Consider the following 13,214-nt stretch of genomic DNA (forward strand, 5'->3'; position numbering starts at 1 on the left):
TTCCGGTGTGAAGCTGGAATGGGTGAAGCTGTTGCGCGTCACCCGGAACCCTGACCGCAGGGAGGGTAGAGGTGGCATGCTGCGCACCGAACTGATCCGCCCGATCCAGGACCTCCTCACAGAGCAGAGCCGCCGCTTCGGCACCAAAACCGCCTACAGCGACGCCCGTCGAGCCATCAGCTACGCCGAACTGGAGACGCGCACCCGCCGGCTCGCCGGACATCTCGCCGGGCTGAGCCTGCTGCCGGGCGACCGCGTGGCCATGTTCCTCGGCAACCGCGTCGAGATGGTGGAGAGCTACTTCGCCGTCGTCCGCGCCAGTGGCATCGGCGTCCCGGTCAATCCGCATGTCTCCCAGGCCGAACTGGAGCATCTGCTCACCGTCAGCGGCAGCCAGGTCGTCATCACCGACACCGCACACCTGCCGCTGCTACGACGGCTGAACCCCGGGCCGAGTCCGCTGACCGTCCTGGTGGTGGGGGAGGACCCGGTCCCCGCGGGCAGTCTGTCGTACGAGCGGTTCGCCACCACCGAGCCGGGCACCCCGGCCCGCGACGACCACGGGCTCGACGACATCGCCTGGATGCTCTTCACCTCCGGCACCACAAGCAACCCCAAGGGCGTGCTCGCCACCCAGCGCAACTGCCTCTGGTCGGTCGCCGCGTCGTACGTGCCCGCGCTCGGCCTCACCGCCGAGGACCGTGTGCTCTGGCCGCTGCCCCTGTTCCACAGCCTCTCCCACATCGTATGCGTGCTGGCCGTGACGGCTGTCGGGGCCACCGCCCGGATCACCGACGGACACTCCGCCGAGGACGTGCTGGAGCAGTGGGGCCAGGAGCGCTCCACCGTCATCGCCGGAGTCCCCACGCTGTGCCACTACCTCGTCCGCGCCTCCAAGGCGCCCGGATTCACCGCCCCGGAGCTGCGGGTGGGCCTGGTCGGCGGCGCCGTGACCACCGCGGCGCTGCGGCACTCGGTCGAGGACGCCTTCGGGGCCCCGCTCATCGACGCGTACGGCAGCACCGAGACCTCCGGTTCGATCGCCATCAACTGGCCGACCGGCGCGAGGGTCGAGGGCTCCTGCGGACTCCCCGTCCCCGGTCTGGCGCTGCGCGTGGTCGACCACCGAACCGGCCTGGACGTCCCCGACGGGACCGAGGGCGAGGTGTGGGTCCGCGGCCCGAACATCATGGCCGGTTACCACAACCAGCCCGAGGCCACCGCCGAGGCGCTGCGGGACGGCTGGTTCCAGACCGGAGACCTCGCCCGCCGCGACCGGGACGGCTATCTGACGATCACCGGCCGGCTCAAGGAACTCATCATCCGCGCCGGGGAGAACATCCACCCGGCCGAGGTCGAGGACGTCCTGCGGATGGCGCCGGGCGTGGCCGACGCGGCCGTGGTCGGCAAGCCGCACGATGTATTCGGTGAAGTCCCCGTGGCCTTCATCGTCCCCGCACCCGGCGGCTTCGACCCCGCCCAGGCGCTCGCCCTATGCCGGGAGAGGCTCTCGTACTTCAAGGTCCCCGAGGAGCTGTACGAGATCACGCGGATCCCGCGTACCGCGACCGGCAAGGTCACCCGGCACCGGCTGCTGGACGGCCCGGCGCGGCTGCGCGCCGTGGGCAACGCCTACCATGACGCGCTCTTCCGGACGAAGTGGATTCCTCAGCCGTCCGCGCCGCGGCCGTCCGCCTCTCCGCTGTCCGTGGCGCGGCCCCGGCCCGGCCGTTGGGTCCTGCTCGGACGGCGGCCCCTGGAACTGGCCGGCCTGCCGTGGGCCACCGGCACCGAACCGGCCGGGCGCCTCGACACGGCTGACGACGTGGCCGGACTGAGAGCGGCGGTGGCCACCGGAGACGCCCCGCCCGCCGTAGCCCTGCTGCCGACCCCCGCGGACACCACCGAGGGCGTCTTGAGGGAAGTCGAAACGTGGCTGGCCTCCGCCGAGCTGTCCGATGCGCTCCTGGTGGTCCTCACCCGAAGTGCCATGGCCACCACCACGGGCGAGGATGTGCGGAATCCGGAGCAGGCCGCGCTGTGGGGGCTGGTGCGCTCCCTCCAGGCCGCTCATCCCGGCCGCCTCGTCATCGTGGACCTCGATGAGCCGGAAGACGAGCTGAATGGCGAGCCGGATGGTGAGCCGGATGACGAGGCGTGTGCCGATGCGCTGGTGGCGGCGGTGGCCTCGGGCGAGCCCCAGAGCGCGGTGCGCTCGGGCGTCGTGCTGCTGCCACGCCTTGAGCGCGTGGCCCTGGACAGGGGGCTGGACGGGGGCCTGGAGGCGGGTGCGGACGGGGGCGGGGACACCGAGCGGGTCTCCTCCGTGGCTTTCGACCCTGACGGCACCGCGGTCGTCACCGGAGTGGACACCCGGCGTGGCGCCGTCATCGCCCGGCATCTGGCGACCGGTTACGGCATCCGTCGGCTGCTGCTGATCGCCCCGCCGGGGCAGGGCGGTCTGGCCGGTGAGCTGTGCGCACAGCTCACCGACGCCGGAGCCGATGTCCAACTCGTCGAATGCGACTTGGACAACCGCACAAAACTGAGGCGGGCGCTGGCCAAGGCCAAAAGCCCCTTGAGCGTCGTCGTACACGCCTGGGAGGCCGTGGACGAGCCGTCCGACGGACGAGTGGCGGCCGAGGCCAGAACGCTGCACGAGCTCACCCGGAACGCCGACCTCACCGCGTTTGTGCTGTCCTCCTCGACCAAGGGGCTGCTGGGCGCGGCAGGCGAAACCACCGAGGCCGCCTCCGCCGCCTTCCTCGACGCCTACGCCCAGCATCTGCGCATGCGGGGCACACCGGCCCAGTCCATCGCCTGGGGGCCGTGGCAGGGCGAGACCGACGAGACGGCCGGTGCCCTGAGCAGGCAGCAAGCGCTCGCGGCGCTGGACGCCGCGCTGACCGTGGACCAGGCCCAACTCGCGGCGATGAAGCTCGACTCGACCGCCGTACCGACCGGGACGACCTCCCCGCTGCTGAAGGACCTGCTCGACATACCGGCCCGCGCCGCCACCGTGGACGACGCCGTCACGGTCGCCCTGCGGGAGCGGCTGATGGAGTCGCACGAGGCCGAACGGGACCGGCTGCTCACCGAACTCGTCCGAGAACACCTCGCCGACCTGCTGGGCCTGGCCGACAAACAGGCCGTCGAGCCCGATCGGGCCTTCACGGACCTGGGCCTGACCTCGGTCACCGTGGTGGAGCTGCGCAACCGGCTGAGCGAGGCCACCGGGCTCCGCCTGCCCGCCACCTCCGCCTTCGACCACCCCACACCGGTGGAGTTGGGGAGCATGCTGCGGCGGGAGCTGCTCGGCGGTAGTACGGCAGTGGCATCGGGGCTGTCGACCTCCCCGGCTTCGGCCCCGGCGGTGGTCGCGGTCGATGATCCGATCGCGATCGTGGGGATGGCGTGCCGGTTGCCGGGTGGGGTCGGCTCGCCGGAGGAGTTGTGGGAGCTGGTGCTGGCCGGGGGTGAGGGCATCGGGGAGTTCCCGGCGGATCGGGGGTGGGATCTGGAGAAGCTGTTCGACCCGGATCCGGATCACGCGGGGACGAGTTATGCGCGTCGGGGCGGATTTCTCCATGACGCGGGGGAGTTCGACGCGGACTTCTTCGGGATCTCGCCGCGTGAGGCGCTGGCGATGGATCCGCAGCAGAGGTTGCTGCTGGAGACGTCATGGGAGGCGTTGGAGCGGGCGGGGATCGATCCGGTCTCACTGCGGGGCCAGGACGTGGGCGTCTTCGCCGGGATGATGCATCAGAACTACGGAGTCGGCGCCGGCGAAGGGACAGACGCACCGGTTGGTCTGGAAGGCCATCTGATGACCGGCACCTCCGCGAGCGTGGTGTCGGGTCGGGTGTCGTATGTGTTGGGGTTCGAGGGGCCTGCGGTGACGGTGGACACGGCGTGTTCGTCGTCGTTGGTGGCGTTGCATCTGGCGGCGCAGGCGTTGCGGGCGGGGGAGTGCTCGATGGCGCTGGCGGGTGGGGTGACGGTGATGGCCGGGCCGGACTCGTTTGTGGAGTTCTCCCGTCAACGCGGACTTGCTGTCGATGGCCGGTGCAAGTCGTTCTCGGCGTCGGCGGACGGTACGGGGTGGGCCGAGGGTGTGGGTGTGGTGGTGTTGGAGCGGTTGTCTGTTGCGGAGCGGTGTGGGCATCGGGTGTTGGCGGTGGTGCGGGGCTCGGCGGTGAATCAGGACGGTGCGTCGAATGGTTTGACGGCGCCGAATGGTCCGTCGCAGCAGCGGGTGATTCGGCGGGCGTTGGCTGGTGCGGGTCTGGTGGCGGCGGATGTGGACGCGGTCGAGGCGCATGGGACAGGCACACCGTTGGGTGATCCGATCGAGGCGCAGGCGGTGTTGGCGACGTATGGCCAGGATCGGCCTGAGGGGCGGCCTTTGTTGATGGGGTCGTTGAAGTCGAATATTGGTCATGCGCAGGCGGCTGCGGGTGTGGCTGGTGTGATCAAGATGGTGTTGGCGTTGCGGTGTGGGGTGTTGCCGAGGACGTTGCATGTGGATGAGCCGACGCCGCAGGTGGATTGGTCGTCCGGTGCGGTGGAGCTGTTGACCGAGGAGCGGGTGTGGCCTGAGGTGGGGCGCCCGCGCCGGGCTGGAGTGTCGGGGTTCGGGGTGAGCGGGACCAACGCCCATGTGATTCTGGAGCAGGCTCCGGACCGGCCTGAGAGTGGTGTTCCGGTGCCGGAGGCCCCTGGTGGTGTGGTGCCGTTGGTCGTCTCGGGGCGTGGCGGTGCCGGGTTGCGCGGGCAGGCGCGGAGCCTGTTGGACTTCATGGAGCATCACCCGGACGTGGGCATGGTGGAGCTGGGAGCGGCGCTGGCCTCTGGCCGGGCGGCGTTGTCGGACCGAGCGGTGGTGGTGGCGGGGGACCGGGGTGAGGCGCTGACGGGTCTCGCGGCGGTAGCGGAGGGCGGTGGGCCGGGAAGTGCGGATGTCCGGGGTCGGGTGGCGTTCGTCTTCCCTGGTCAGGGGGCGCAGTGGGTGGGAATGGGGGCGGAGCTGCTGGAGTCCTCGCCGGTGTTCGCGGAGGGGCTGCGGGAGTGCGCCGAGGCGCTGGATCCGCTGACGGGGTGGTCGTTGCTGGATGTGGTGCGGGGCGTTGGGGGTGCGCCGGGTTTTGATCGGGTGGATGTGGTGCAGCCGGTGTCGTTTGCGGTGATGGTGGGGTTGGCGCGGGTGTGGTTGGCGGCTGGTGTGGTGCCGTCGGTGGTGGTGGGTCATTCGCAGGGGGAGATCGCGGCGGCGTGTGTGGCGGGTGGGTTGTCGTTGGAGGATGCGGCGCGGGTGGTGGTGCTGCGCAGCCGGGCGGTGGCGGCTGGGCTCTCGGGCCGGGGCGGGATGGTGTCGTTGGCGTTGGGCGTGGCGGAGGCGGAGGGGCTGGTTGAGCGGTGGGGTGGTCGGGTGGAGGTGGCGGCGGTGAATGGGCCGTTGTCGGTGGTGGTGGCCGGTGAGCCGGATGCCTTGCGGGAGTTGGTGGCGGAGTGTGAGGGCGCGGGGTTGCGGGCGAGGTGGATCGAGGTGGATTACGCCTCGCATACGGCGCAGGTGGAAGCGATCGAGGACGAGCTGGCCCGGTCGTTGGCGCAAATTCGTCCGGTGTCCTCACGTATTCCGTTCTTCTCGACGGTGGTGGCGGAGTGGCTGGACACGGCCGAGCTGGACGCCGGGTACTGGTATCGGAATCTCCGGAGCACCGTCCGTTTTGGCCCGTCCGTCGAGCGCCTGCTGGAGGCGGACTTCCGGGCGTTTGTCGAAGTGAGCGCGCATCCGGTGCTGACGATGAGTATCGAGGCGGCGGCGGAGCGAGCGGACGCCGGGCCGGTCGTGGCGACCGGGACGCTCCGCCGGGATCAGGGTGATATGCGTCGTGTGCTCACTTCCCTGGCCGAGGCATACGTACACGGTGTCCCCGTCGACTGGACCGCCCTGTTCGACGACATCCCGGCACACGCGGCCCCGGACCTCCCGACCTACGCCTTCCAGCGTCAGCACTACTGGCTGAAGAGTGGCCGCCGGACCGGAGAGGTGACCGCCGTCGGCCTCGCCGGTGCTCAGCATCCGCTGCTCGGCGCATGGGTGGAACTGCCGGACATGGACGGGGTGTTGTTCACCTCCCGGCTGTCTCTGAGCACCCACCCGTGGCTGGCCGACCACACGGTGGCCGGCGCGGTCGTCCTCCCCGGATCGGCCTTTGTGGAGCTGGCGGTACGTGCCGGTGACGAGGTCGGCTGCGGTGTCGTGGACGAGTTGCTGATCGAGGCCCCGCTCGTGCTCATGGAGGGCATGAGCGTGCAGCTACAGGTGGTCGTCGATGGGGCGGACGACTCCGGTCGACGGCGCCTCACCGTCCACTCCCGGCGGCAGGGCCACGGATCGGACGGAGCGGACTGGACCCGACACGCCACGGGCACGCTGGCCCAGGCCGTCACCACCAACGCACCCGAGATCGACCTCGCACCGTGGCCGCCGACCGGAGCGACCCCCATCGATGTGGACCAGGTGTACGAGGAGCTGGCGCGGGGCGGACGTGGCATCGGCCCGGCGTTCCGCGTACTGCGCTCGGCGTGGACCCGCGGCGCCGACGTCTTCGCCGAGGTGGAACTGGCCGATGACCAGCAGCCCGACACGACGCGCTACGCACTGCACCCCGTACTGCTGGAAGCCGTATGCCACGCCGACACTCACCGTGGGGCATCGGCGCTGCCCGCCACCTACCGCGCGGTGTCCCTGTCCGCGACCGGGGCGAGCGCACTGCGTGCGCGCATCAGCCCGGACGGCCAGGGCGGCGTGACACTGGAGCTGGCGGACTCCGCCGGAGGCGCGGTCGGGTCCGTGGGCTCGGTGACCTCGCGGCCGCTCCCCGCCGAGGGACTGGCGCCGGGGGCCGGGACTGCTCCACACGACGCGCTGTTCCAGGTGGAGTGGTTCCCCCTCCCGGTCGTGTCGGCTGCGACCGCCCTGACCACCTCGGATCCGGTGATGGTGACGAGCCCGGCCGAATTGACAACGTTCGCAGCCCAGGGGAACGTACCGCCCTTCGTACGCGCGGAGTTGACCGACACCACACTCGGCCTCCGGGCGCTGACCTCACAGGCGCTTGAGTGGGTCCAGGCGTGGATGGCCGCGCCGGACTCCGGTTCGCGGCTGGTCATCGTCACACGCGAGATCACCGATCCGATCTGCGCCGCGGTCTGGGGACTCGTGCGCTCGGCACAGTCGGAGGCCCCGGACCGGCTGGTCCTGGTGGCGATGGACGAGGACGACGCCTCCCGCGCGCTGCTGCCTGCCGCACTGGCCACCGGCGAACCGCAGATCGCCATCAACGCCGGGGTGGCATCCGTACCGAGGCTCGTGCGTGCCGCGCAGGACGAGGAGGCGCTACACCGGCCGCTGGACCCGGCGGGCACGGTTCTCATCACCGGTGGCACCGGTGCGCTGGGCCGCTTGCTCGCCCGACACCTCGCGGCCGAGCACGGTGTACGCAACCTCCTGCTGGTCAGTCGCCGTGGCCCTGCCGCCGAAGGCGTGGCGGAGCTGGAGTCCGAACTCGCCGCGCTGGGCGCGTCCGTACGCACCGTGGCCCGCGATATCGGCGACCGGACCGCGGTGGCGGACCTGCTGGACTCGATTCCAGCCGATGCGCCCCTCACGGCTGTCGTCCACACCGCCGGGGTCCTGGACGACGGCATGGTCACCGCCATGACACCGGGACGGCTGGACACCGTCCTCCGCCCCAAGGCGGACGCGGCCGTCATCCTGCACGAGCTGACGTGTGACATGGATCTCGCGGCGTTCGTGATGTTCTCCTCGGCCGCAGGTGTCTTCGGCAACCCCGGGCAGGCGAACTATGCCGCCGCCAACGCCTTCCTGGACGCACTGGCCGAGCGGCGCGGGGCGGCGGGGCTCCCGGCCACCGCGCTCGCCTGGGGCCATTGGGCGCTCAGCAGCGAGATGACCGCGCATCTCACCACGTCCGACCTGCGGCAGCACACCCGGCGCTTCGGTGTGACGTCCCTGTCGGAGGAGACCGGTCTGGCGTTGTTCGACGCCGGTCTGCGCAGCGCCACGCCCGCGCTGGTGGCGGCCCGGTTGGACCTCGCGGGACTGCGCGCCGACGCGGCCGCCACCCCGGTCGTACCGCTGCTGCACAAGCTGGTGCCACCGGGCCGCCGGGTCGTGAGCCCGACGGTATCGCCGCGGACCGATCTCGTACGGCGGCTGGAGTCCTCGGACCCCGCCGAACGGGAGCGGACGCTGCTGGACCTGGTCACACACCATGCCGCCCAGGTGCTCGGGCACTCCTCGGCGGAGGGCATCGCCGCCCGACGGGCCTTCCGGGAGCTGGGGTTCGACTCGCTGACGTCCGTGGAACTGCGCAACCGGCTCAACGCGGCCACCGCGCTCCGGCTCCCCTCGACCCTGCTCTACGACCACCCCAGTCCACTCGCCCTCACCAGGCATCTGCACGCCGAACTCCTGGGGGCGCCGAGCGCTCCCGCCGCCCCGCAACCTGCGGGCGAGGCGTCCGACGATGGCATCGCCATCGTGGCCATGAGCTGCCGCTTTCCGGGTGGGGTGAGCAGCCCCGAGGACTTCTGGCGCCTGATCAGCGAGGGCGGTGACGCCGTCGGCGACTTCCCGGACGACCGGGGCTGGGATCTGTCGGCACTCTACGACAGCGACCCGGACCACCCCGGCACCTCCTACGTCCGGCACGGCGCCTTCCTGCCCGACGCCGCCGGGTTCGACGCCGACTTCTTCGGAATCTCGCCCCGTGAGGCGCTCGCGATGGATCCGCAGCAGCGGCTGCTGCTCGAGACCTCATGGGAGGTGTTCGAGCGGGCCGGGATCGACCCGACCGCGTTGGGCGGCAGCGCTGTCGGAGTGTTCACCGGAATGAACACCCAGGACTATGCGATACGTCTGCGCCACGTTCCGCACGAGGTCGAGGGACACCGGATCACCGGGGTCTCCGCGGCCGTTCTGTCCGGACGCGTGGCCTACACCCTGGGCCTGGAGGGCCCCGCGGTCACGGTGGACACCGCGTGTTCGTCGTCGTTGGTGGCGTTGCATCTGGCGGCGCAGGCGTTGCGGGCGGGGGAGTGCTCGATGGCGCTGGCCGGTGGGGTGACGGTGATGGCCGGGCCCGACGCCTTCGTGGACTTCTCCCGTCAGCGCGGACTGTCGGTCGACGGCCGGTGCAGGCCCTTCGCCGCCTCGGCCGATGGCACGGGGTGGGCCGAGGGCGTGGGCGTACTGCTGCTGGAGCGGCTGTCGGACGCGGAGCGGAACGGTCACCAGGTGCTGGCGGTGGTGCGGGGCAGCGCGGTGAACCAGGACGGTGCGTCGAATGGCCTGACCGCGCCCAACGGTCCGTCGCAGCAGCGTGTCATCCGTCAGGCGCTGGCCAGCGCGGGTGTGGCGGCCGCGGACGTGGACGTGGTCGAGGCGCACGGCACGGGGACGGCACTGGGCGATCCCATCGAGGCGCAGGCCATCATCGCCACCTACGGACAGGACCGCGACCGGCCGCTGTGGCTGGGGTCGGTGAAGTCGAACATCGGTCATGCCCAAGCCGCCGCGGGCGTGGCCGGTGTGATCAAGACGGTCATGGCGATGCGACACGGTGTGCTGCCACGGACGCTGCATGTCGACGCCCCCACCCCGGAAGTGGACTGGTCGGCGGGGTCGGTGGCGCTGCTGACCGAGGAACGGCCGTGGCCGGACGCGGAGCGCCCGCGCCGGGCCGGGGTATCCGCGTTCGGCGTCAGTGGCACCAACGCCCATGTGATCGTGGAGCAGGCACCGGCCACCGTCGCCGCGCCCACCCCGGAGGATCCGGACACGATCCCCGCCGTACCGTGGGTGATCTCGGCCAGGAGCGCCGATGCGCTGCACGGCCAGGCGGCCCGGCTCGCGGAGTTCGCCCGCACGCACCCGGAGCTCGACCCGGGCGATATCGCACACTCGCTGATCACCACACGAGCCGCGCTGGAACACCGCGCCGTGGTCGTGGGCACGGGGCGTGCGGAGCTGCTGAGCGGGCTGGAGGCCATCACCGGGCCGACCGACGGTCCCGTCGCACGAGGTGTGCCGAGCCCCGGCAGGCTCGCGGTGCTGTTCACCGGACAGGGCAGCCAGCACGCGGGCATGGGCCGGGAACTCCATGCGCGGTATCCCGTGTTCCGCGATGCCTTCGACGCGGCCTGCGCGCGACTGGACCGGCATCTGGTCGATGCCGGGCATGTCACGCACTCCGTCCGGGACGTCGTGTTCGCCCAGCCCGGTTCCCCCGAAGCGGAACTGCTCGACCGGACCGTGTTCGCCCAGGCGGGGCTGTTCGCGGTGGAGACCGCGCTGTTCCGGCTGTACGAGTCCTGGGGAGTGCGCCCCGACATCCTCGCCGGACACTCCGTGGGCGAGCTGACCGCGGCGCATGTGGCGGGCGTGCTGTCCCTCGACGACGCCGCCGCACTGCTGGCCGCGCGCGCACGGCTGATGCAGGCCCTGCCCGGTGGTGCGATGCTCGCGCTCAACGCCCCCGAGGCCATGGTGCGGTCCCTGCTGGCCGATGCACCGGGCGCCGTGGACATCGCCGCGGTCAACGGCCCCGCCTCCGTCGTCGTCTCCGGCGATGAGGACGCCGTAGTGGCCGTCGCGCGGCGGTGCGCGGCCAAGGGATACCGGACCAAGCGCCTACGGGTCAGCCACGCCTTCCACTCCGCGCACATGGACGGCATGCTCGACGCGTTCCGCGCCGTCGCCGCCGGGCTGACGTACGCGCCTCCGGCGGTGCCCATCGTCTCCAACGTCACGGGCGAGTTGGCCACCACCGACCAGCTGTGCTCCCCCGACTACTGGGTCGAGCACGCACGCGGGACCGTCCGATTCCTCGACGGTGTCAGGACGCTCCACACCCGGGACGTCACGACCTTCCTCGAACTGGGCCCCGGAGGTGTTCTCACCGCCATGGCGCAGGAAGCGCTGGGCGACGGCGCCGACCCGGCCATGTTCGTGCCCACGTTGCACGGCGAACAGGCCGATCCGCTCGCCGCTGTGGCCGCGCTCGCGCGGCTGCATGTCCGGGGCGTACCGGTCGACTGGACCGCGTTGCTCCCGGGGACGTCGCGGCCCAGGGTGGACCTGCCGACGTACGCCTTCCAGCACCGGCGGTACTGGCCGGACGCCCCCGCATCGGACGCCCTCCTGTCAGACGCCGCCGCACCGGGCGCTCTCGTAACGGACTCCGGCACGGCAGGTGAGCTGCGTCCGGCCGACCGGTCACTGCCGGAGGCCGCCGCACTCCAGGGCGGCGGGGCCACGCCCTTCGTCGAGCGGCTGATGGCCGGCACCGAGGCCGAGCGCCACCGGCTGGTCCTGGACCTGGTGCTGACCAGCTCGGCCGCGGTGCTGGGGCACGACGACGCGTCGGCGATCGACGGCGAACGGGCCTTCCAGGACCTCGGCTTCGACTCCCTGAACGTGGTCCGGCTCCGCAACCGCCTCCGGGAGCTGACCGGGGCCGAGCTGCCGACCACGCTCGCCTTCGACCATCCGACACCGGCCGCGCTCGCCTCCTTCCTGCACGCCCGGCTTCTCGGACAGCACACCGGACGGACCGGATCGGCGTGGCCGGTGGGCGATCCCACCGAGCCGATCGCGATCGTGGGGATGGCGTGCCGGTTGCCGGGTGGGGTGGCCTCGCCCGAGGACTTGTGGGAGCTGGTTCTGGCCGGGGGCGAGGGCATCGGGGAGTTCCCGGCGGACCGAGGCTGGGATCTGGAGAAGCTGTTCGACCCGGACCCGGATCACGCGGGGACGAGTTATGCGCGTCGGGGTGGCTTTCTCTATGACGCGGCCGAGTTCGACGCGGACTTCTTCGGGATCTCGCCGCGTGAGGCGCTGGCGATGGATCCACAGCAGAGGTTGCTGCTGGAGACGTCATGGGAGGCGTTGGAGCGCGCCGGGATCGACCCGGTCTCGCTGCGCGGCCGGGACATCGGTGTCTTCGCCGGAATGGTCAACCACGACTACACCAGCCGCCTCGGCACGGCCCCCGACGGCTCCGAGGGCTACCTCATGACCGGCGGCGCGGGCAGTGTGCTGTCGGGTCGGGTGTCGTATGTGCTGGGGTTCGAGGGTCCTGCGGTGACGGTGGACACGGCGTGTTCGTCGTCGTTGGTGGCGTTGCATCTGGCGGCGCAGGCGTTGCGGGCGGGGGAGTGCTCGATGGCGCTGGCCGGTGGGGTGACGGTGATGGCCGGGCCGGACGCCTTTGTCGAGTTCTCCCGTCAACGCGGGCTCGCCCCCGACGGCCGATCCAAGTCGTTCGCGGCCGCGGCGGACGGTACGGGGTGGGCCGAGGGTGTGGGTGTGGTGCTCGTGGAGCGGTTGTCGGACGCGGAGCGGAACGGCCATCGGGTGTTGGCGGTGGTGCGGGGTAGTGCGGTGAATCAGGACGGTGCGTCGAATGGTTTGACGGCGCCGAGTGGTCCGTCGCAGCAGCGGGTGATTCGGCGGGCGTTGGCTGGTGCGGGTCTGGTGGCGGCGGATGTGGACGCGGTCGAGGCGCATGGGACGGGTACGCCGTTGGGTGATCCGATCGAGGCTCAGGCGGTGTTGGCGACGTATGGGCAGGATCGGCCTGAGGGGCGGCCTTTGTTGATGGGGTCGTTGAAGTCGAATATCGGTCATGCGCAGGCGGCTGCGGGTGTGGCTGGTGTGATCAAGATGGTGTTGGCGTTGCGGCATGGGGTGTTGCCGAGGACGTTGCATGTGGATGAGCCTTCGCCGCAGGTGGATTGGTCGGCGGGTGCGGTGGAGCTGCTGACTGAGGAGCGGGTGTGGCCTGAGGTGGGTCGTCCGCGCCGGGCCGGGGTGTCCGCGTTCGGGGTCAGTGGCACCAACGCCCACGTCATCCTGGAACAGCCCTCGGACGTCCCTGACTCGGAGCTACCCGCACCGCAGTTGCCGGGTGGTCTGGCGCTTCTTCCGGTGTCCGCGCGAGGCGAGGACGCGCTGCGCGCCCAGGCACAGCGGCTGTTGTCCTTCCTGGATCAGCGACCGGACCAGGATCTCGGCGAGTTGAGCCTCGCGTTGGGTTGTGGTCGGGCGGGGTTGTCGGATCGTGGGGTGGTGGTGGCGGGTGGTCGTGAGGAGTTGTTGGTGGGGTTGGGTGGGTTGGTGC

General features: G+C 71.3%; 1 protein-coding gene. It reads left to right on the plus strand.

The annotated features are described in order from the left end of the window. Positions 1 to 76: 76 nt before the first annotated feature. A partial coding sequence (locus AB0E24_RS45170) for an SDR family NAD(P)-dependent oxidoreductase (protein WP_359385782.1) occupies positions 77 to 13,214 on the plus strand: 13,138 nt, incomplete at its 3' end.

The organism is Streptomyces malaysiensis subsp. malaysiensis (assembly GCF_040653035.1).
In the GTDB taxonomy this organism is placed as follows: domain Bacteria; phylum Actinomycetota; class Actinomycetes; order Streptomycetales; family Streptomycetaceae; genus Streptomyces; species Streptomyces malaysiensis.